At 63.3% G+C, this 20,588-nt stretch carries 19 protein-coding genes; 18 read left to right on the top strand and 1 reads right to left on the bottom strand.

Features of this window, described 5'->3' with window-relative positions; all coding sequences use genetic code 11:
• The first annotated feature begins 36 nt into the window (after positions 1–36).
• The 17 genes from ACP2YO_RS43820 to ACP2YO_RS43740 all read left to right on the top strand — a co-directional run bounded on the left by ACP2YO_RS43820 (position 37) and on the right by ACP2YO_RS43740 (position 18,717).
• Positions 37–1,077: an IS110 family transposase gene (locus ACP2YO_RS43820; RefSeq protein ID WP_426434447.1), complete on the top strand. Its 1,041-nt coding sequence runs from the start codon at positions 37–39 to the stop codon at positions 1,075–1,077.
• 623 nt (positions 1,078–1,700) lie between these two features.
• A complete protein-coding gene (tolQ, locus tag ACP2YO_RS43815) occupies positions 1,701–2,414 on the top strand; it encodes a protein TolQ (RefSeq protein ID WP_426437353.1) in 714 nt (237 codons plus the stop codon).
• 34 nt (positions 2,415–2,448) lie between these two features.
• Positions 2,449–2,919, top strand: coding sequence for a biopolymer transporter ExbD (locus ACP2YO_RS43810; RefSeq protein WP_426437352.1), 471 nt, complete (start codon positions 2,449–2,451; stop codon positions 2,917–2,919).
• Between the two features lie 35 nt (positions 2,920–2,954).
• Complete coding sequence (locus ACP2YO_RS43805) at positions 2,955–3,890, top strand: cell envelope integrity protein TolA (protein ID WP_426437351.1); 936 nt, start codon at positions 2,955–2,957, stop codon at positions 3,888–3,890.
• 71 nt (positions 3,891–3,961) lie between these two features.
• Positions 3,962–5,293: a Tol-Pal system beta propeller repeat protein TolB gene (gene tolB / locus ACP2YO_RS43800; RefSeq protein ID WP_426443468.1), complete on the top strand. Its 1,332-nt coding sequence runs from the start codon at positions 3,962–3,964 to the stop codon at positions 5,291–5,293.
• Between the two features lie 186 nt (positions 5,294–5,479).
• Positions 5,480–7,804, top strand: a complete 2,325-nt coding sequence (locus tag ACP2YO_RS43795) for a putative bifunctional diguanylate cyclase/phosphodiesterase (RefSeq protein ID WP_426437350.1) — start codon at positions 5,480–5,482, stop codon at positions 7,802–7,804.
• A 134-nt stretch (positions 7,805–7,938) separates the two neighbouring features.
• Entirely contained in the window at positions 7,939–8,676 is a 738-nt protein-coding gene (locus ACP2YO_RS43790) for an N-acyl amino acid synthase FeeM domain-containing protein (protein WP_426437349.1), read from the top strand.
• Positions 8,677–8,989: 313 nt separating this feature from the next.
• Positions 8,990–9,472 (top strand): peptidoglycan-associated lipoprotein Pal, encoded by a 483-nt coding sequence (gene pal / locus ACP2YO_RS43785; protein WP_426437348.1) that lies wholly within the window; start codon positions 8,990–8,992, stop codon positions 9,470–9,472.
• 253 nt (positions 9,473–9,725) lie between these two features.
• Positions 9,726–10,730 carry a tol-pal system protein YbgF gene (ybgF, locus tag ACP2YO_RS43780; RefSeq protein ID WP_426437347.1) on the top strand — a complete coding sequence of 335 codons (1,005 nt, stop codon included), beginning with the start codon at positions 9,726–9,728 and terminating at the stop codon, positions 10,728–10,730.
• Between the two features lie 51 nt (positions 10,731–10,781).
• On the top strand, positions 10,782–11,804 hold the full coding sequence (gene tilS, locus ACP2YO_RS43775) for a tRNA lysidine(34) synthetase TilS (protein ID WP_426437346.1): 1,023 nt from the start codon (positions 10,782–10,784) through the stop codon (positions 11,802–11,804).
• A 256-nt stretch (positions 11,805–12,060) separates the two neighbouring features.
• Positions 12,061–13,983 (top strand): ATP-dependent zinc metalloprotease FtsH, encoded by a 1,923-nt coding sequence (gene ftsH, locus ACP2YO_RS43770; protein WP_426437345.1) that lies wholly within the window; start codon positions 12,061–12,063, stop codon positions 13,981–13,983.
• Positions 13,984–13,995: 12 nt separating this feature from the next.
• Positions 13,996–14,415: a DUF3052 domain-containing protein gene (locus ACP2YO_RS43765; RefSeq protein WP_426437344.1), complete on the top strand. Its 420-nt coding sequence runs from the start codon at positions 13,996–13,998 to the stop codon at positions 14,413–14,415.
• A 135-nt stretch (positions 14,416–14,550) separates the two neighbouring features.
• On the top strand, positions 14,551–15,750 hold the full coding sequence (locus tag ACP2YO_RS43760) for an ABC transporter substrate-binding protein (RefSeq protein WP_426437343.1): 1,200 nt from the start codon (positions 14,551–14,553) through the stop codon (positions 15,748–15,750).
• Positions 15,751–16,024: 274 nt separating this feature from the next.
• Positions 16,025–16,411 carry a CidA/LrgA family protein gene (locus ACP2YO_RS43755; protein ID WP_426437342.1) on the top strand — a complete coding sequence of 129 codons (387 nt, stop codon included), beginning with the start codon at positions 16,025–16,027 and terminating at the stop codon, positions 16,409–16,411.
• Positions 16,408–17,130, top strand: coding sequence for an LrgB family protein (locus ACP2YO_RS43750; RefSeq protein WP_426437341.1), 723 nt, complete (start codon positions 16,408–16,410; stop codon positions 17,128–17,130). Before ACP2YO_RS43755 ends, ACP2YO_RS43750 begins: the two co-directional genes overlap by 4 nt.
• A 135-nt stretch (positions 17,131–17,265) precedes the next feature.
• Complete coding sequence (locus ACP2YO_RS43745; RefSeq protein WP_426437340.1) at positions 17,266–18,003, top strand: sulfite exporter TauE/SafE family protein; 738 nt, start codon at positions 17,266–17,268, stop codon at positions 18,001–18,003.
• A 36-nt stretch (positions 18,004–18,039) separates the two neighbouring features.
• A complete protein-coding gene (locus ACP2YO_RS43740; protein ID WP_426437339.1) occupies positions 18,040–18,717 on the top strand; it encodes a DsbA family protein in 678 nt (225 codons plus the stop codon).
• Positions 18,718–18,842: 125 nt separating this feature from the next.
• On the opposite strand, the gene ACP2YO_RS43735 is transcribed toward ACP2YO_RS43740, so the two are convergent.
• Entirely contained in the window at positions 18,843–19,214 is a 372-nt protein-coding gene (locus ACP2YO_RS43735; protein ID WP_426437338.1) for a winged helix-turn-helix transcriptional regulator, read from the bottom strand.
• A gap of 234 nt (positions 19,215–19,448) precedes the next feature.
• Here ACP2YO_RS43735 and ACP2YO_RS43730 point away from each other — a divergent pair, with 234 nt between their 5' ends.
• The gene (locus ACP2YO_RS43730; RefSeq protein ID WP_426437337.1) at positions 19,449–20,585 is read left to right on the top strand and encodes an L-dopachrome tautomerase-related protein; all 1,137 of its coding nucleotides are present in this window, start codon (positions 19,449–19,451) and stop codon (positions 20,583–20,585) included.
• Positions 20,586–20,588: the final 3 nt, after the last annotated feature.

The raw sequence follows: 20,588 nt of genomic DNA, 5'->3' as shown, positions 1-20,588 counted from the left end.
TGAGGTTGTTGCAAATCTCAGACAAGGGAGCCGTCCGTGAGAGAGATTATCCGCATTGGAATGGATACGTCGAAGTATATTTTTGTGCTGCATGGGGTTGATGCGGCGGAACAGCCTGTGTTGCGCAAGAAGCTTGCGCGCAAGCAGGTGCTGGAGTTCTTCGCCAAGTTGCCGCCGACCGTGATCGGGATGGAGGCCTGCGGGGCCTCGCACCATTGGGCACGGGAGCTTCGCAAGCTGGGCCACGAGGTGAAGTTGATGGCGCCGCAATTGGTGAAGCCCTATGTGTCGCGGAACAAGAACGACGGTCGGGATGCGGAGGCGCTGTGTGAAGCGATGAGCCGGCCGAGCATGCGGTTCGTGCCGGTCAAGACGGTCGAGCAGCAGGCCGCGCTGATGCTGACGGGTGTCCGCGCTGGATTGATCGCCCGGCGCACCCAGCTCGGCAATATGATCCGCGGCCATGCGGCGGAGTTTGGCCTGATCGGGGCCCAAGGGACCGACAAGATCGAGCCGCTGCTGGCGCGGATTGCGCAGGACGAGACGCTTCCTGCCCTGGCACGCGAGCTGTTTACGGTGCTGGGCCGCGACTACACCAGACTCGTGGGCGAGCTGCAGGAGATCGAAGCCAGATTGATGGCCTGGCACCGCTCCGACGCCGTGGGCCGGCGTCTGGCGCAGATCCCTTCTGTCGGGCCGATCGTTGCAACGACGCTCGTGATGAAGACACCCGATCCCCATGCTTTCCGCTCCGGCCGTCACTTCGCAGCCTGGCTCGGCCTCACCCCCCAGGATCACTCCACCGCCGGCAAAACCAGGCTTGGCAAGATCACGCGGGCGGGCGACGAGGACCTGCGCCGCCTGCTGGTGATCGGGGCAACGGCGGTCATCCAGCAGGCCAGACGCGGGCGCGGCCATCACTCGCGCTGGCTGTTGGCACTGATCAAGCGCAAGCCACCGAAGCTTGCCGCCGTGGCGCTCGCCAACAAGGTGGCCCGCATCGCCTGGAAGCTGATGGCGACCGGCGAGAGTTATGACGCCGCACGGATCAATGCCACCGCGGCAGTCGCCGTCTAACAGATTGGCCGGCTGGCGGGCTCGCTCGTCAGCCGACCCGGAGCTGCAGGAGCAGATGGAGCGATCGATCGAGCAACGATGCGAGACAGTCCGTAGGACCCATCGGCCGTCAACAGGCCGCGTGGTTGTTTGGAACTCGCATCGCGCAAACCATCTTGGCCAGCGATCCATCCGATCGCACTCAAAAGGCCGGACATATGGATGCAAGCGATCCGATCCGCTCAAAAAGCTCTTGTGCCACGGGGGCCGTCCACATATGGGTCCTGGCTTTCGCCAGGACGACGACGGAAGGGCCAGCGCGAGCGCGCCCACGCTCTACCACAGCGATCGCCCCCCGAACCCCCGCAACCACCTCACCCAACGGCATTTCCCGCCCCCGAATCTTCCATTGGTAACCTGGCCTTAACCATGATTAGCGTTTGGTTAGGGTCGGAATGCCGCGCTAAAAGCCCTCGTTTTGACATCTTGGCAGGGGAAGCAAGGCCCGGCTTTGGACGGGCCTCCCATGCGACCGATGTAAAAGGCTCTCGCGCAGTTTTTGCCGCGCCCGACGCGTGGCCGTGGAACCGCTGCCGATTTGCGGACAGCCTGATGGGGATACTTGCGTTGAGAGGATATTGCCGATGAATCCCGCCGACGTGGCTCAATCAGCTCTGCCTGTGGCATCGAGCGATGTGTCGCTGATCGCATTGTTTTTGCAGGCCCATTGGGTCGTCAAGTGCGTCATGTTGGGACTATTGTCCTGCTCGGTCTGGGTCTGGGCCATCGCGATCGACAAGATCCTGCTCTACGCCCGCACCAAGCGCGCGATGGACCGTTTCGAGCAGGCCTTCTGGTCCGGCCAGTCGATCGAGGAGCTCTACCGGGCGTTGTCGGCCAAGCCGACCCAGTCGATGGCGGCCTGTTTCGTGGCGGCGATGCGGGAATGGAAACGCTCCTTTGAGGGCCAGTCGCGCTCCTTTGCCGGCCTCCAGGCCCGGATCGAGAAGGTCATGAACGTCTCGATCAGCCGCGAGGTGGAACGGCTGGAACGACGGCTCCTGGTGCTGGCGACGGTGGGTTCGGCCGGCCCCTTTGTCGGCCTGTTCGGCACCGTCTGGGGCATCATGTCGAGCTTCCAGTCGATCGCGGCCTCGAAAAACACCTCGCTCGCGGTGGTGGCGCCCGGCATTGCGGAAGCACTGTTTGCCACCGCCATGGGCCTGATCGCCGCAATTCCGGCGACTATTTTCTACAATAAGTTCATTTCCGAGGTAAACCGGCAGGCCCAGCGCCTGGAGGGGTTCGCCGACGAGTTCTCCGCCATCCTGTCGCGTCAGATCGACGAGCGGGGTTGAGGGATTTGATGGTGACCTTTGCGAGCGCACGATCATGGCGATGAGCATGGCAGGTTCGTCCAGCGGCGGCGGACGCCGCCGCGGGCGCAGGCCGGTGATGGCCGAGATCAACGTCACGCCGATGGTGGACGTGATGCTGGTGCTCCTGATCATCTTCATGGTGGCGGCGCCGCTGATGACCTCGAGCATCGACATCGACTTGCCGATCGCCAGCGGCGGCAAGTCGATCTCGTCGAATGCGCCGCCCTTGACGCTATCGGTCAAGCGCACGGGCGGCAGCTGCAATTCGAGCGTCGATCTTTATCTCGGCGATGCGCCGATCGCAGCCGCCGACCTGCTGCCCAAGATCAAGGCGATCCGGGAGACCCGATCGGACGCCGAAAGTGTGGTTTACCTGCGCGGCGACAAGGACGTCTGTTACACTGACATGATGAAATTGCTCGGGGAGATCCGGACTGCCGGGTACAAGGCGAATATCGTCATCATCCCGGAGGGGGGCACCTAAGGCCATGTGCGGCAAGCGGCACGGGGAAGCCTGAATTGAAGGTCAAGGTCGACAAGACTCTGGCGGCGTCGATTGCCCTGCACGTCCTCGTGATCGGGTGGGGCCTCGTGACGTTTTCGACCAGGGCCTACGTCATGCCGGAAGAGGATTCGGTCGCCGTCGACGTGATCTCTCCCGACCAGCTGTCTCATGTCATGGCCGGCCTGAAGGACGGCAAGAAGGAAAACCCGAAGCCGCTGGTCGAGAAGGTCGCCGATGCCAAGCCGATCGACGACACTGTCGGCAAGATCGAGGAAAAGAAGCCGCCGGTCGTGACCGACACCGCGCCGCCGCCGACGCCGAAGGCGGAGGAGAAGCCGGAAGACAAGAAGCCGGATCCGCCGAAGAAGGTCGAGAACAAGCCAAAGGAAGAGCCGAAGCCGGTCGAGAAGAAGCCCGACCCGGTCAAGCCGGATCCGATCGCGGAAGCAATCAAGAAGGAAGAGAAGAAGCCGCCGCCGAAGCCGGTGCAGCAGGCCGCCAAGCCGCCGCCGGAGCAGAAGCCGAAGGAACGCACCTTCGACCAGAGCAAGATCGCGGCGCTGCTCGACAAGCGCGATCCGACGCGCGCGGCGGCGACCGGCGACACGCTGAATTCGAACGCCTCGCTCGGCACGTCGAAGGGCAAGGCCGCCGACAATTCCGCGACCTGGGGCGCGATGTTCAAGCAGCAGGTCGAACGTTGCTGGAAGAAGCCCTACGGCGGCATCGAGGCGCAGCAAACCGAATCCGTGTTCGACATCAAATTGAAGCGCGACGGCACGCTCGAAGGCATGCCGGTGCCGGAGGGCACGCCGGCGACGCCTTATCTGCGGGTCTACCAGGAGAGCGCGCTGCGGGCGATCATCGAATGCCAGCCGTACAAGCTGCCGGCGGCCTTCTTCGACGAATGGAAGTATTTTGCGCCGGTTTTCACAGAGCGAAAGAGCTGAGGCAACCGCGTCGCTTGGCCAATAACAAACAAAGTCTACGGACAATGACCGACAACAATGATTTGCGTGCCATGACATTCCGCCTGAACCGCCGGAAGATGATTTCCGGAATGGCCGCGCTCGGCGCGTTTGCGGGAAGCCGCGGCGCCTGGGCGCAGGGGCCGAAGAAGGTGATCATCCCAGAGGGCGACTTCGCGCCGCTGCCGATCGCGATCCCGAACTTCGCCGCTGGCACGCCGGGCGATACCGAAGTCGGCGTCGGCGTCGCGCAGGTCATCACCAACAATCTCAAGCGCAGCGGCTTGTTCGCTCCGATCGACCCGGCCGCCTTTATCGAGAAGCAGGTCAACATCGACGCTGCGCCCAATTTGAACAACTGGAAGAGCATCAGCGCGCAGGCGCTGGTGATGGGGCGCATGACGCGCCAGGCCAACGGGCGCGTCAAGGCCGAGTTCCGCCTCTATGACGTCAACACCGGCCAGCAACTCGCCGGCAATGCCTACGACACGTCAGCCGATTACTGGCGGCGTATCGCCCACATCATCTCCGACCAGATCTACGAGCGGCTGACCGGCGAGAAGGGCTATTTCGACAGTCGCGTGGTGTTCGTCGACGAGAGCGGCGCTGCGGAGCGCCGCGTCAAGCGGCTGGCCCTGATGGACCAGGACGGCGCCAATGTGCGCTATCTGACCCGCGGTGCGGACCTGGTGATCACGCCCCGATTCTCGCCGTCGACCCAGGAAATCACCTATATGGAGTTCGGGCAGGGCGACCCGCGCGTCTACCTGCTCAACATCGAGACCGGCCAGCGCGAGATCGTCGGCAATTTCCCGGGCATGTCGTTCTCGCCGCGTTTTTCGCCGGACGGCCAGCGTATCGTCATGAGCCTGCAGCAGGGCGGCAACTCCAATCTGTTCGTGATGGATCTGCGCTCGAAGGCACTGACGCGGCTGACCGACACGCCGGCGATCGACACCTCGCCGTCCTACGCGCCCGACGGCTCGCAGCTCTGCTTCGAATCCGACCGCGGCGGCAAGCCGCAGATCTATGTGATGCCGGCGACCGGCGGCGCGGCGCAGCGCATCTCATTCGGCGACGGCACCTATTCGACCCCGGTGTGGTCGCCGCGCGGCGACTACATTGCGTTCACCAAGCAGGGTGGCGGCCAGTTCGCGATCGGCATCATGAAGCCCGATGGCTCGGGCGAGCGCATCCTGACCGCGGGATTCCACAATGAGGGCCCGACCTTTGCGCCGAACGGGCGCGTCGTGATGTTTTTCCGCGATCCCGGCGGTAGCAGCGGACCGTCGCTGTTCACCATCGACGTCTCCGGCCGCAACGAGTTGAAGGTGCCGACGCCGGGCTTTGCCTCCGACCCCGCCTGGTCGCCGCTGTTGTCGTGACGCGAGGCAGATGAAGCACGCACAAACCCGTAAATACCCGGCAACTCTTGCCTACCGGATTGATATCTCAGGCAAAATTTCGAATTGCGCGATCCGCGACAACGACTCGCTAACGATGTTCCCTCAGAAAGACTTCATCTGCGGCGGGTACTACTACATCCGAAAATAGTGAAGCGCGCCCCGCATATGCAGTTCGCAAGCCAGACCGGAGAGCCGGACCAGCGATTGATGTCGCCGTCGATTTCGGTGGCGCTGATCGATTCGCTGTTCGAGACGCCCGGTCCGCTGCTCGCCGGCCTCATCTTCGTGTCCATCGCGGCGGCCATGACCGCGCTCAAGACCGGACAGGATCTGATCTGGGGGTGCGTCGCGCTGCTGATCATTGCTGGCACGATCAGGGCCTTCGATCTCCGGCGCTACCACGCCAACAAAATGAATCTGACGGCCGAGCAAGCCGCGCAGTGGAAGAAGCGCTATCAGATCGGCGCCATGATGCAGGCCGCGGCGATCGGCACCTGGGGCGCCACCACGCTGCTGTGCTCCGACGACGCTGTGGCGCACATGATCTGCCTGTCCGTCACCACCGGCATCGTGGCCGGAGGCGCCAGCCGGGCCTATGGACGGCAGTGGATCTTCAAGTCGCAGGTCGTGCTCAGCTTCGGTCCCATGGTGATAGCGCTGGCGTTGCGCGGCACGCCCTACTACATCGCCATGTCGGTCGTGAGCTTCGTGTTCGTTCTGGCTCTGATCGAAACGGCGGCCAACCTGCACAGAATCTTCATGCGAGCGATCCTGGCGCGCGAGCGTGAGGCCGCGCTGGCCGGCCAGTTCGACACTGCGTTGAACAACATGCCGCACGGCCTGTGCATGTTCGGCCCCGATGCCCGGCTCGCGGTGATGAATTACCGCTTCAGCGAAATGATGAATCTATCGGACGATCTCGTCAAAGGCGGCGCGAGTGCGTCGGAGATCATCGCCGCTTGCGTTAGCTCCGGCTCGGTCCTGGCGGAAAGCGGCAAGGTCATCCTCGACGAGATCGAGCATCCGCAAGCCAGGGACATTGTCACCACCGATCCCGATCCGGTCCGCGACCGCGCGCTGTCCTGGACCTTCCAGCCGATGGCGGATGGCGGCGCCGTGGTGCTGCTCGAAGACATCACCGAACGGCGCACTGCCGAAGCAAAGATTAGTCATCTTGCGCGCTATGACGAACTGACCGAGCTTCCGAACCGGGTCAATTTCCGTGACGAGATCGGGCGGCTGTTGAACGGGCTGTACGGCCGCAACCAATTGTCAGCCCTGCTGTTCGTCGACCTCGACCAGTTCAAGCAGGTCAACGACACGCTGGGTCATCCCTGCGGCGATCAACTGCTGTGTGCGGTTGCCGGCCGGCTGCGGGAAATGCTGCGTCCGGAGGATTTCGTGGCGCGGTTCGGCGGCGACGAGTTCGTCGTGTTCCAGCAGAACATCCACTCGCACGAAGACGCCGCCGGGCTCGCCCGCCGCATCGTCGACCGCCTGAGCGAGCGCTACAAGATCGATAATCATCTGGTCGAGATCGGCGCCAGCGTCGGCATCGCGATGACCGCACCGGGTGTCAGCGCCGACACCCTGCTCAAGAACGCCGACATGGCGCTCTACCGCGCCAAGGCCGACGGCCGCGGCACCTTCTGCTTCTTCCGCGACGAGATGGCGCAAACCGTCGAGGCCCGCCGCATCCTCGAGCTCGACCTGCGCAAGGCGCTGGCGAACGAGGAATTCGAGCTGTTCTATCAGCCGCTGATCAATCTGAGGTCCGGCAAGGTGTCCACCTGCGAGGCGCTGCTGCGCTGGAACCATCCGGTGCGCGGCACGGTCTCGCCGGTCGACATCATTCCGGTCGCCGAGGACATGGGCCTGATCGTCGACCTCGGCCGCTGGATCCTGCGCAAGGCCTGCATGGAATGCATGAAGTGGCCCGACGCGGTCAGCGTCGCCGTCAACTTCTCGCCGCAGCAGTTCCACCAGCGCGACGTGCTGAGCGAGGTGCGCTATGCGCTCGAGGTCTCGGGCCTGCCCGCGCACCGGCTCGAGATCGAGATCACGGAATCTTCGCTGCTGCACAATACCCAGCTCACTCACGACGTGCTGTCGCAGCTGCGGACGCTCGGCGTGCGGATCTCGCTCGATGATTTCGGCACCGGCTACTCCTCGTTGAGTTACCTGCACAACTTCCCGTTACAGAAGGTCAAGATCGACCGATCCTTCCTCGAAGGTATCGACAGCGACCGCCCGCTGACGCTGCTGCGCGGTGTGGCGCGGCTCTCCGCCGATCTCGGCATGGCTGTCGTGGTCGAGGGCATCGAGACCAACGAGCAGCTCGAGCTGATCAGCGCCGACGGCGCCGTGACCGAGGCGCAGGGCTATTTGTTCAGCCGGCCGGTTCCCGCGGTGCGGATTCGGCAGCTGTTGAACGCGTCGCACGGCCGTCGTAGACCGGACGAACAGATCGTCGCGGTTGCCGCGAGATAGTTGATGGCGCGATGGATACAACCATCGGTTATTTGGCGCTAGGAGTTAACCCTAACGTCTCGAAGGCTTTGCTATTCTGTTAAGGAGGCGTTAATCTTTGTACCCGTGGAAGTTGCCGGGTGTGGGGATAGCAGATGATACCGAAAGCCGAGTCGCGCACCCCCTCCGTTGTTGCCCGGGGAGCAGGGCTGTTTGACCGCATCGATTACCGACTCATCGAAACGCCCGACGAAAAAGATCAGCTCTACCAGATGCGCTACCGGGCCTATCTGCATGGTGGATTGATTCTGCCGTCCGAGTCCCGGCGTGTCAGCGATCGTTATGACGATGCACCCAATGCGTGGACGTTTGGAATCTATGTTGACGGAGAACTCTGCAGCTCGCTCCGCCTTCATGTCCTGACCTCGGACTGGCGGATGTCGTACGCGACCGAGTTGTTCGGTGACGTTCTTCACAGCCGTCTCGACGAGGGCGAGGTTTTCGTCGATCCGGCTCGCTTCGTTGCAGACCCCGACAAAGCCCAGCGGTTCCCGGAACTTCCCTATCTCTCACTGCGGCTGGCCTACCTGGCGTGCGAGTATTTCAACGCCGATACCGGGCTTGCGCTGGTTCGCGCCGAGCACCAGGCATTCTACCGCCGGGTATTCCTGCACGAGACCGTCGCCGAACCGCGCTCGTTCCCGAACGTGCTGAAAAAGGTCGCCCTGATGGCGTCCGATTTCCGTTCTCTGCGGGAACAGGTGATGACCCGTTTCCCCATCATGCGCTCGTCGGCCTTCGAGCGGCGCATGCTGTTCGACCGTGAACACCACGTGCCCCGTCAGGCGACCATCGCGAAGTTCGAGCGTCCTTCGATCGTTGCCAATTCCTGACCGGGAACGGGAATCAGCCAGCGGCCGTTGACGCCGCCGCCGCGTGCCTTGACCCGAAACGCAATTACCTGTCGCCGGCGGGCCACAAGCGGGCTCGAAATTGCCTGCAAAAGCGACCGGCTCCGGTGAAGCTTGCCTTCTCTTCACCATCGCGCCACATTTGCCACCCATTAACCATCGGGGGCGCTTTTCGCCGTTGTCCGGCATTTGACGGGGTCTGGCAAGGTTCCATCAAGGTTGACGGAACGTTCGCTTAACCATCGCCCTGTAGACCGGATGACAGTACGAAGAGCGTGAGCGTGGAGGCTCAAGAATGAATTATCTCCAAGGTATGAAGTTGGTTGCGGTTCTGGCCGTGGCGCTGTCGATGGGCGCCTGCGCCAACAAGAATCCGCTTGGCGGCATGGACGCGAATGCGAGCGCCGCGACCCCGGGCAGTCAACAGGATTTCGTGGTCAATGTCGGCGACCGCGTGTTCTTCGAGAGCGACCAAACCGATCTCAGCCCGCAGGCGAGCGCGACCCTCGACAAGCAGGCGCAGTGGCTGCAGACCTATAGCCGCTACTCCTTCACCATCGAAGGTCACGCCGACGAGCGCGGCACCCGCGAATACAACATCGCGCTCGGTGCCCGTCGTGCCCAGTCGGTCCGTGCCTACCTTACCTCGCGCGGCATCGATCCGGGCCGCATGCGCACCATCTCCTACGGCAAGGAGCGCCCGGTCGCGGTCTGTAACGACATCTCCTGCTGGTCGCAGAACCGCCGTGCCGTCACGGTGCTGAACGCAAGTTCCTGAGGACTTTCGAAGTCTTGTTTTTCAACCGGCGCCTTCGGGCGCCGGTTTTATTTTGGGCATGTGACAACGGAGTCAGCACTCCGTCAGCTTGATGAACGAAGCTGCGCGCAATTGGCCGCTTGCTTGTTCCGTTGCCGACGCTAAATCATAACCGCGCAGTGCTGCGCTGGATTTGAAGTGCCAGTCACAATTCTGGCGTACTCCGTCCCTCAGTGTGGCCAGCTTTTCACGTCGATCTCGTCGTCAGGGCAAAATGTCATCCAGACTTCTTCACCTTTCCTGCGCCGCGGCGATCGCGGCGATGTTTGTCGTTTCCTCGCCGGCCTTTGCACAATCCGACGACTCCGATGCCGAGATGCGGATCGAGCGGCTCGAGACCCAGCTGCGGCAGCTGACCGGACAGAACGAGGAGTTGCAGTACCGCAACCGCCAGCTCGAGGATCGGCTGCGCCAGCTCGGCGCCCAGCCTCCGGGACCGGGCGGACAGCCGCCTGTGGCCCAGCCGAACGTCGCGGCGGTGCCGCCGGCGCAGCAGCCCCAGGCCTATCCGCAGACCCAGCCCGGCTATGGCCGGCAGCCGGGCGGGTATGACGGGCAGCCGCAGATCGCGGCTCCCGCGCCGATCGTGCAGGAGCCCGCGCCGGCCGCCGTCCCCGGCCGCCGCAGCCGTGGCGATGCGTTCGATCCGAGCCAGAATCCGAACGCCCCCGGCGTGCCGCGTGCGCTGGGCGGCCAACTGCCGGTCGCCAATGACGCCGCGGTCGGTGTCCCCGGCGGCCGCGCCCCGGGCGAGCCGCTCGATCTCGGTAACACGGGCGCACCGCCGCAGCGCGCTTCCGGCGCCAGCGCAGCCCTGACCACGCTGCCGCCGTCGGCTACGCCGAAGGACGAGTTCGACCTCGGCATCGGCTACATCCAGCGCAAGGACTACGCGCTCGCCGAAGAGACGATGAAGAATTTTGCGCATAAATATCCGGCTGATCCGTTGGTCGCGGATTCGCAATACTGGCTTGGCGAAACCTATTTCCAGCGCCAGCAATATCGTGACGCCGCCGAGACCTTCCTCGGTGTCACCACCAAGTTCGACAAGTCGTCGAAGGCGCCCGATGCGTTGCTCCGGCTTGGCCAGTCGCTGGCGGCGCTGAAGGAAAAGGAAGCTGCCTGCGCCGCCTTCGGCGAGGTGACGCGCAAATATCCGCGCGCATCCGGTGGCGTGAAGGCCGCGGTGGACCGTGAGCAAAAGCGGGTGAAGTGCTAAACCAGCGGCGGGGAGGCCGTTTCCGGCCCTCCCCCACATGCTGGTCTTGCGATGCCTGACGACCAATCCGCCATCTCGGCAAGGGACGCCAAACGCCTGTTCGCGGGCCTCGCGTCTGCGCCCGCAATCGTGCTTGCGGTGTCCGGTGGTCCCGATTCCGTGGCGCTGATGTGGCTTGCCGCACGCTGGTGCCGCGGCCTCGCCCGCGCTCCGCGGTTGATCTCGGTCACCGTTGATCACGGCCTGCGCCCGGAAGCCGCCCGCGAGGCCCGCGACGTCAAGCGGCTGGCGCAAAGTCTGGAGCTGCCGCATCAAACATTGCGCTGGACCGGACCCAAGCCGAGGACCGGATTGCCGGCGGCCGCCCGCGAGGCGCGCTATCGCTTGCTGGCGCAGGCTGCACGCAAGCACGGCGCCACGCACCTTCTCACCGCACATACCCGCGACGACCAGGCCGAGACGTTCTTGATGCGGATGCTGCGCGGCAGCGGCATCGCCGGCCTGGCCGCGATGGCGGGCGAGACCGAGCGAGAAGGTGTTCGGCTGGTGCGGCCCTTGCTCGATATCTCCAAGGCCCGGTTGATCGCGACGCTGAAGAGGGCAGGCGTCGGCTTTGCCGATGATCCGACCAATCGCGATACGGCCTTCACGCGTCCGCGGCTGCGCGCGTTGATGCCGGCGCTCGCGGAGGAGGGCGGTGACGCACGGAACCTGGCTCGGCTTGCCGCGCGGCTCGCTCGCGCCAATGCCGCGGTTGAGGTGCTCGCCGACGGCGCCGAGCGCTATCTTGCGTTGAGGGACCAGGGTGCCCCTCGCGCCGGATTCGACGCGGTGCTGTTTGCGGCGATGCCCGAGGAGATCCGCCTCCGCCTCCTCAAGCGCGCGATTGACCGGACCGGACACGAAGGGCCCGCCGAGCTCGGCAAGGTCGAAACCTTGCTGGCGGCATTGGATCGCGCCGTGACGGAGCGCGGAACCAGGCTGAAACAGACCCTCGCCGGGGCGGTCATCAGCGTTGCCGGCGGCCGTATCCGGGTCGAGCCGGCGCCACCCCGCCGGGCTCGTTCCGGGTGAGTTCGACCGATTGTTTCAACCGGCGTCATAATCCGGCGGGGACGCTTAACTAACCCCGAAAAACACTGAATTCAGCGCCATTATTTGACCGGGAATCGCGCTAAGATGCGTTAAATAGTCCTGCATGGTTCCCTTGGCATCGACCCCAGCGGCACCTAAATTGTATGCGAGCGACGGGATAGATTCCCTGGGGATTCCCACAGAGCCTGCCCAAGGATAAGAGAGGCCGCGATCCGCGCGACCACGAAGGAAGACCATGAACGCCAATCTGCGGAATTTCGCCCTCTGGGTCATTATCGTTTTGCTGTTGCTGGCGTTGTTCACGCTTTTCCAGAATCCTGGCCAGCGCACCTCATCGCAGGACATCTCGTTCTCGCAGCTTCTGACCGAAGTCGACCAGGGCCATGTCCGCGACGTCGTGATCCAGGGGCCGGAGATTCACGGCACCTTTACCAACGGCTCCAGCTTCCAGACCTATGCGCCGAGCGATCCGACGCTTGTGAAGCGCCTGTACGACGGCAAGGTCTCGATCACCGCGAAGCCGCCCGGCGACAACGTGCCGTGGTTCGTCTCGCTGCTGGTCTCCTGGTTGCCGTTCATCGCGCTGATCGGCGTCTGGATATTCCTGTCGCGTCAAATGCAGGGCGGCGCCGGCAAGGCGATGGGCTTCGGCAAGTCGCGCGCCAAGATGCTGACCGAAGCGCATGGCCGCGTGACCTTTGAAGACGTCGCAGGTGTCGACGAGGCCAAGCAGGATTTGCAGGAGATCGTCGAATTCCTCCGTGACCCCGGAAAATTCCAGCGGCTCGGCGGACGGATTCCGCGTGGTGTGCTGCTGGTCGGTCCTCCCGGCACCGGCAAGACGCTGATCGCGCGTGCGGTCGCGGGCGAAGCCAACGTGCCGTTCTTCACCATCTCCGGTTCTGACTTCGTCGAAATGTTCGTCGGCGTCGGTGCGTCGCGCGTGCGCGACATGTTCGAACAGGCCAAGAAGAACGCACCCTGCATCATCTTCATCGACGAAATCGACGCAGTCGGCCGTCATCGCGGCGCTGGTCTCGGCGGCGGCAATGACGAGCGCGAGCAGACGCTGAACCAGCTGCTGGTCGAGATGGATGGCTTCGAGGCCAACGAAGGCGTGATCCTGATCGCGGCGACCAACCGTCCCGACGTGCTCGATCCCGCGCTGCTGCGTCCCGGCCGCTTCGACCGTCAGGTCGTGGTGCCGAATCCTGATGTCGTTGGCCGCGAGCAGATCCTCAAGGTTCACGTCCGCAAGGTGCCGCTGGCGCCGGATATCAACCTCAAGACCATCGCCCGCGGCACACCCGGCTTCTCGGGCGCCGACCTGATGAACCTCGTCAACGAGGCCGCGCTGACCGCTGCCCGCCGTAACAAGCGGATGGTGACGCAGGCTGAGTTCGAAGAGGCCAAGGACAAGGTGATGATGGGCGCCGAGCGCAAGTCGCTCGTCATGACCGAGGAAGAGAAGCTGCTGACGGCCTATCACGAGGGCGGCCACGCCATCGTCGGCCTCAACGTCGTCGCGACCGATCCGATCCACAAGGCGACCATCATCCCCCGCGGCCGCGCGCTCGGCATGGTGATGCAGTTGCCCGAACGAGACAAGCTGTCGATGTCGCTGGAGCAGATGACTTCGCGCCTCGCCATCATGATGGGCGGCCGTGTCGCCGAAGAGCTGATCTTCGGCCGCGAGAAGGTCACCTCGGGCGCATCGTCGGATATCGAGCAGGCAACGCGGCTGGCGCGCATGATGGTGACACGCTGGGGTCTGTCCGAGGCGCTTGGCACCGTGTCCTATGGCGAGAACCAGGACGAGGTGTTCCTGGGCATGTCGGTGTCGCGCACCCAGAACGCGTCGGAGGCGACGGTTCAGAAGATCGACACCGAGATCCGGCGTTTTGTCGAAGAAGGCTACAACGAAGCTACGCGCATTCTCACCGAAAAGCGCGCCGATCTTGAAGCCCTCGCAAAGGGCCTGCTCGAATTCGAAACGCTTTCCGGCGACGAGATCCAGGATCTGCTCAAGGGCAAGAAGCCGAACCGCGAGTCGGTGCTGGAGCCGACCACGCCGCGCGCGTCCGCCGTGCCGCCGGCCGGCAAGTCGCGTCCGCGGCCCGATCCGGATCCCGGCCTGGAGCCGCAGCCGCAGGCGTAAACGCCCGCGGCGATGGCCGGCACCTCCGGCAAATCAGTTGTGCAAAAGCTCGGCCTCAAGCCGGGCTTTTGCATTTTTGTGGACGGATTGTCGGTTGCCTATCGCGATCTCGTCGGTGAGTTGCCCGCCGGTGTGCGGATCGCGAAGGCCGCAAAGGGCCCGCTCGACGTCGTGCATCTGTTCGCAGCCGAGGCCAAAGGGCTTGCGACCAAGCTGCGCTTCTATCGGGAGGCGATCGCGCCCGACGGCATGATCTGGGTGTCGTGGCCGAAGAAGAGCTCGGGCGTCGCGACCGATCTTAGCGAGAAAGAGGTGCGCGAGACCGCGCTTGCGAACGGCCTCGTCGACATCAAGGTCTGCGCCGTCGACCAGGTCTGGTCGGGGCTGAAATTCGTGATCCCCGTCAAGGATCGGGGCAAGGCGCCGACATAGCGGCCGTAGATCATTGCTTATAGAACATCATGATTATGATTGGCGTCCATCGGGCGCCGTGGCATCCTTCCGCCCGGCCGGTCAACGGCACGGCCGCGTCCCAAGAAGCGCGGTGAAAAAATCAGGGGAAAGCCGATGCGTAAGGCATTTGGCGCGCTTGCCGCCGTTTCATTCCTGCTGCTATCAGCCGCTTCCGTCGCCGCCGAGATGCGCGGCGTCACGCCAACCGAGATCAGGATCGGCCAGACCATGCCCTATAGCGGGCCGGTGTCGGCGTTCGGTGCGCTCGGCAAGGGCGAGGTCGGCTATTTCAAGATGCTGAACGAGCGCGGCGGCATCAACGGGCGCAAGGTCAATTTGATCTCGCTCGACGATTCCTACGCACCGCCGAAGACGGTGGAGCAGACCCGTCGTCTGGTCGAGAGCGACGAAGTCGCGCTGATCTTCTCCTCGATCGGCACCGCGCATAACACCGCGATCGCAAAATACCTGCAGGGCAAGAACATCCCGCAGCTGTTCCTGGCCTCCGGCGCCTCGAAATTCGGCGACATCGCGGAATTTCCGCAGGCCGCGATGGGGGTGCAAGCGCCGTTCCGCTACGAGGCGCGGCTTTACGCGCGCTATGCACTGGCGAAGAATCCGAACGCGACATTCGCCGTGATCTCGCAGAACGACGACTACGGCCGCGATTATCTCGCCGGCCTGAAGGACGTGCTCGGCGAAAAATACGATTCTCGCGTCGCCGATGCGACCTACGAGATATCGGATCCGACGATCGACTCGCAGATCGTCAAGCTGAAGGCGTCGAACGCCGATGTCTTCGTGATCGCGGCGACGCCGAAATTCGCGGCGCAGTCGATCCGCAAAGCCTACGAGATCGGCTGGCGGCCGATGACGTTCCTCTCCAACACCGCGGTCTGGATTTCGACCGTGATGCAGCCTGCCGGCGTCGAGGCCGGCACCGGCATTATTTCCACGGCCTATGTGAAGGACCCCGATGATCCGGCGTGGAAGGACGATTCAGGCATGAAAGGCTGGCGCGAGTTCATGACCAGATACGTGCCGGAGGCCGACCAGCATGACACCAACTACGTCAACGCGTACAACAGTGCGATGGTGCTGGAGGCCGTGCTGAAGGCCTGCGGCAATGATCTGTCGACCGAGAACATCCTGAAGCAGGCCTTTGCGATCAAGGATCTTGAACTGCCGATGCTGCTGCCGGGCATCAGGATCAACACCTCGCCGACTGACCATGTGCCGGTCGACCAGATGCAGTTCATGCGCTTCAACGGCAAGGCCTGGGACCGGTTCGGCGAATTGCTGACGGGGAATTAGGACTCGGCGATTCCTTGAACGTGAGCTCCACACTATTTCCGTATCTTACAGGGCCATCGGCTCAACAGCGCCCAAACGCCACACCCGTCACCCACCCACACCTTCGCAACGACCCAACCCTGCCGACCTGCAGACAAGAAAACGCGAAATCCTTCACAAGCTGTCAGGATGACGGGTTGCACATTAGAGCCGCGTTCACACCCGACGGATCGTGCATTGACAAGCTCCCACTGCGGCGACCTGATAGGCGCATGTCTCCCGCGAATGTCTCATCATGATCGCCAGCCTCAGCCTGATCCTGCTCTGCCAACTGATCGGCGAGGTTGCGGTGCGCGCGCTGGCGGTCCCGGTGCCCGGCCCGGTGGTCGGGCTCGTGCTGCTGCTGGGGCTGCTTCTGGTGCGCGATCGCGTTCCGGCGCTTGCACGCGGGCCGCTCGGCAATGACGGCGTCGAGAGCGCGAGCCGCGGCCTGCTTGCCAATCTCTCGCTGCTGTTCGTCCCGGCCGGTGTCGGCGTGGTGCAGAAACTCGACCTGCTGGCCGCGCACGGCGTCGCCATTCTTGTCGTGCTCGCGGTCTCGGTCGTCGTCACGTTGCTGGCGACGGTCGCGACCTTCGTTGCGGCCGCGAGCCTGCTCTCGCGTGGCGAGGACGGGCCGTGAGCGACAATCCATTCTCGCTCTGGGTCTATCTCTCGCAGTCACCGCTGCTCTGGCTGACGGTGACGCTGTTGACTTATGCCGCCGCTGATGCCGTGTCACTCGCGACCCGCCGGCATCCGTTCGCCAATCCCGTGTTGCATTCGATGTGGATCATCGGCGCGTTCCTGCTGATCACGAACACCTCCTACACCACCTACTTTGCCGGCGCCCAGTTCGTGCATTTCCTGCTCGGGCCGGCGACCGTCGCGCTCGCGGTGCCGCTGTACGAGAACCGCAAGCGGGTCGCGGCCGCGATCCTGCCGATGCTGGTGGCGCTCGCGGTCGGCTCGATCACGGCGATCGCCTCCGTGGTGCTGCTGGCGCAAGCCTTCGGCCTGCCACGCGATGTCATCCTGTCGCTGGCACCGAAGTCGGTCACCGCAGGTGTCGCGATGGGCATCAGCGAGTCCCTGCACGCCGATCCCTCGCTGACGGCGGTGGCGGTGGTTCTCACCGGCATCATGGGAGCGATCGTGGTCACACCCCTGATGAACCTGACCGGCATCACCGACTTTCGCGCCCGCGGCTTTGCCGTCGGCATCGCCGCGCACGGCATCGGCACCGCGCGGGCCTTCCAGGTCGATGAGGTCGCGGGCGTCTTTGCCGGGATCGCAATGAGCCTGAACGCGCTGGTCACCTCGCTGCTGGTGCCGCTCGCCGTGACATTTCTGGTGCACTGATCCTTGTTGCAGTGCAGTTTTGTGCTATCGGCATGGCATCAGGCAGCAAATCCTTCTAGGGTTGCGCCCTCAAACGCGAGTCTGTTCCCCTTGGTCTTCTCCGCAACGCAAAGTCTGCTTGGACTGGCATCGGGCATGCTGGTCGGTTTCTCGTTGGGCCTGGTCGGCGGGGGCGGGTCGATCCTCGCCGTGCCGCTGATGGTCTATGTGGTCGGCGTGCCGGAGCCGCATGTCGCGATCGGTACCTCGGCAATCGCGGTCGCGGCCAATGCCGCGGTCAACCTGTCCAACCATGCCCGCGGCGGCACGGTGATCTGGTCCTGTGCGCTGCTGTTTGCCGCAGCCGGCATGTGTGGTGCTTTCGGCGGCTCGATCCTCGGCAAGATGGTCGACGGACAGAAGCTGCTCGCACTATTCGCGTTGGTGATGCTCGTGATCGCCGCCTTGATGCTGAAGACCCGCGCGCGGGTCGGCCTGACCGACGTCAAGATGGACATGTCCAACATGCCCGCGATCGCCGGCCTTGGGCTCGCGACCGGAACCATGTCCGGCTTCTTCGGGATCGGCGGCGGTTTCCTGATCGTCCCGGCCTTGATGCTGGCGACCGGCATGCCGATCATGAACGCGGTCAGTTCCTCGCTGGTGGCGGTCACTGCCTTCGGCATGACCACGGCGCTGAGCTATGCATGGTCCGGACTGGTGTCCTGGGCATTGGCAGGGCTATTCGTCGCCGGCGGCATTGTCGGCGGGCTGGCGGGAACGCGCGCGGCGCGGCACCTGTCGGTACGGCGCGGCGCCCTCAACATCGTGTTCGCCACTGTCATTATCCTGGTGGCGATCTATATGCTGGTACGTAACATCACGTCGCTTTGAGCGTAGAAAGGCGAGAGCTCCTCGCAAGGCCATTACATGAATCGATTGACGACACGATCCGGGATCGATCCGGGCCTCACCCGCCGCGCCGCGCTCGGCCTGTTCGGCGCCGGCGCAGCGTTGCTGGCCACGGGATCTGCCCGCGCGCAGGAAGAGAAGGTCCTGACCGAGGCCTTGGTGCTGCGCGACCCGGAGATTCCGGTGGCGGGCAATCCCAATGGCGACATCACCATCGTCGAATGGTTCGACTACAACTGTCCGTATTGCCGCAAGCTCGAGCCGGAGCTGCGCCAGGTGGTGCAGGACGACGGCAAGATTCGCCTGGTGATAAAGGACTGGCCGATCCTCGGGCCGGTGTCCAAGGTCGCCGCGCGGATGGCACTTGCGGCGCGCTATCAGGACAAGTTCCTCGTCGCCCATGAGGCGATGATGGCGGTCAATTCGCGCATCACCGAGCCGCGCGTCGCCGAGCTGCTCTCCGGCGCCGGCCTCGATATGGACAAGCTGAAAAAGGATCTCGACGCCAATGCGCCGGCGATCGACGCGCTGCTCGCACGCAACAACGAACAGGCGGAAGCTTTCGGCTTCAACGGTACGCCGGCCTTCATCGTCGGCAAGTTCCGCATCCCCGGCGTGCTGAGCATGGACCAGTTCGAACAGGTCATCGCCGATGCCCGCAAGGCGAATATGGGCCGCAAGATCGAGAAGAATTAGAGCGCTCTCGAAGGTCGTCGCTGATCCGATTGGGACGACGCATCTGCATCAAATGTCCGGCAAGCAGGATCGGCGTCAGAGCTTGCCTCTTGTGGCGCTAATCCACATCACATACCTCGCCGAGTCTACTCGGCAGCCTGCATGCGTGTTGCCGGGCGGGCGAACAAACCAATATTCGCATCGCCCCAGGTCTTGAGTGCGCGGAGCACGGGCTCGAATGAGCGTCCCAGCGGCGAGAGACTGTATTCCACCTTCGGCGGGATCTGCGCGTAGATCTTGCGCTCGATCAGGCCGTCGATTTCCAACTCTCTGAGCTGATTGGTCAGCGTTCGCTGCGTCACGCCAGATACCCGTCGGCGAATTTCGTTGAAACGCATGGTGCCGTCGAGCAGATGGAACATGACCACGCCCTTCCATTTGCCGTCGATCAAACTGATCGAAGCTTCGACAGCGCAGCCGGGACTACAGTCGAAGCGCGAGTGGCGTGGCTTGACCATGACGGTATCCTTTTTGACACTATCGGCGATTTTTGTGCGTATTGCCCTTCCCTCACGATAGCTCCTACTTGGCTCAACAACAAGTTGAGGAGCGAGTTCGTGCGATCGGCCGGCTCTCAAATTCCGGGAGCGATCGCGGCCGCCGGCTGAGCACTCCGGCGCATTCGTTGTGAGGGCGACAACGCCTTCGCGCGATAGATCGTGTTTTAAAACAAGCAGAATGGGGAGGAAGCAATGAGAACCACATGGATGACGGCCATTTCGTTCGCACTGGGTGCACTCGCGACCAGCGTGCTGGCGGCCGAAGCGCCGACGGACATTCACCCCGTCCAGACGGAAGTCGTCGCGAGGCTTCCAAACTCTGTAGGCAATGTGGCCTTTACGCCCGACAATCAGATCATCTTCAGCCACCATCCGTTCTATAGCCCGGACGTGCGGGTCGCGAAGCTGCTGTCTCCAACGACGTTCGAGCCTTTTCCGAACGCGGAATGGAACACGCCGCGAGACGGCACCGATCATTATCTCGACAATGTCCTCGGATTGCGCTCGGACGAGAACGGCGTCGTGTGGATTATCGATATGGGGTTTCGCACCCATATCACCCCGAAGCTCGTAGGGTGGAATACGCGGACCAACAAGCTCGAGCGAATATATTATCTGCCCGAGCCGCTGACGCGGGCCGGGTCTCAACCGCAAGACATCGTCATCGACCAGAAGAACCGGAAATTCTACATTGCCGATGAAGACATCGGGCCCGGCGGCGACGGATCGCATGCCGCCATCATCGTCATGGACATGGATAGTGGTTATGCCCGGAGGCTCCTGGACGGCGACCACTCGACAATTCCGGAGAACGTTCCGATCACGGTCGACGGAAACGATCTGACGGTCCCGGGAAAAGACGGCAAGCCTGTCCCCATCAAGGTCGGATGCGACGGCATCACGATGGATATGCAGGCCGAGTGGGTCTATTTCGCTCCCTTGAGCGGGCGCTCGCTGTACCGAATCCGCGCTGCGGATCTGAACAACGAAACCCTGTCGCCGGCTCAGCTCTCCTCGAAAGTCGAGCGCTATTCCGATAAGCCAAACAATGGTGGGCTCTCAATCGATTATGCCGGAAACATTTACCTGACCGCAGTGGAGAACAAGTCGGTCGGAGTTATCACTCCGGACCGCAAGTATCACACGATGATCAGCGATCCCGGCCTCGTATGGCCCGACGGCATATCGTATTCGCCCGATGGCTACATGTACGTGTCGGCATCGCAGGTCTCCGCGGCCGCCATGTTTCATGGCGGAAAGGCGGAAAACAAAACACCCTATCTGATCTATCGCTTCAAGCCGCTTGCGGCGGGCTATATTTCCCGCTGACCA

Origin of the sequence: Bradyrhizobium genosp. P (assembly GCF_049949265.1) — a bacterium.
GTDB lineage: Bacteria > Pseudomonadota > Alphaproteobacteria > Rhizobiales > Xanthobacteraceae > Bradyrhizobium.
Note: the sequence above shows the minus strand (reverse complement) of the source record. Positions and strands in the feature narration are given on the sequence as shown.

Coding starts and splice junctions, on each gene's coding strand:
- tolQ (WP_426437353.1), top strand. CDS start 1,701: ATGAATCCCGCCGACGTGGCTCAATCAGCTCTGCCTGTGGCATCGAGC.
- ACP2YO_RS43810 (WP_426437352.1), top strand. CDS start 2,449: ATGGCGATGAGCATGGCAGGTTCGTCCAGCGGCGGCGGACGCCGCCGC.
- tolB (WP_426443468.1), top strand. CDS start 3,962: ATGACATTCCGCCTGAACCGCCGGAAGATGATTTCCGGAATGGCCGCG.
- ACP2YO_RS43795 (WP_426437350.1), top strand. CDS start 5,480: ATGCAGTTCGCAAGCCAGACCGGAGAGCCGGACCAGCGATTGATGTCG.
- ACP2YO_RS43790 (WP_426437349.1), top strand. CDS start 7,939: ATGATACCGAAAGCCGAGTCGCGCACCCCCTCCGTTGTTGCCCGGGGA.
- pal (WP_426437348.1), top strand. CDS start 8,990: ATGAATTATCTCCAAGGTATGAAGTTGGTTGCGGTTCTGGCCGTGGCG.
- ybgF (WP_426437347.1), top strand. CDS start 9,726: ATGTCATCCAGACTTCTTCACCTTTCCTGCGCCGCGGCGATCGCGGCG.
- tilS (WP_426437346.1), top strand. CDS start 10,782: ATGCCTGACGACCAATCCGCCATCTCGGCAAGGGACGCCAAACGCCTG.
- ftsH (WP_426437345.1), top strand. CDS start 12,061: ATGAACGCCAATCTGCGGAATTTCGCCCTCTGGGTCATTATCGTTTTG.
- ACP2YO_RS43765 (WP_426437344.1), top strand. CDS start 13,996: ATGGCCGGCACCTCCGGCAAATCAGTTGTGCAAAAGCTCGGCCTCAAG.
- ACP2YO_RS43760 (WP_426437343.1), top strand. CDS start 14,551: ATGCGTAAGGCATTTGGCGCGCTTGCCGCCGTTTCATTCCTGCTGCTA.
- ACP2YO_RS43755 (WP_426437342.1), top strand. CDS start 16,025: ATGATCGCCAGCCTCAGCCTGATCCTGCTCTGCCAACTGATCGGCGAG.
- ACP2YO_RS43745 (WP_426437340.1), top strand. CDS start 17,266: ATGCTGGTCGGTTTCTCGTTGGGCCTGGTCGGCGGGGGCGGGTCGATC.
- ACP2YO_RS43740 (WP_426437339.1), top strand. CDS start 18,040: ATGAATCGATTGACGACACGATCCGGGATCGATCCGGGCCTCACCCGC.
- ACP2YO_RS43735 (WP_426437338.1), bottom strand. CDS start 19,214: ATGGTCAAGCCACGCCACTCGCGCTTCGACTGTAGTCCCGGCTGCGCT.
- ACP2YO_RS43730 (WP_426437337.1), top strand. CDS start 19,449: ATGAGAACCACATGGATGACGGCCATTTCGTTCGCACTGGGTGCACTC.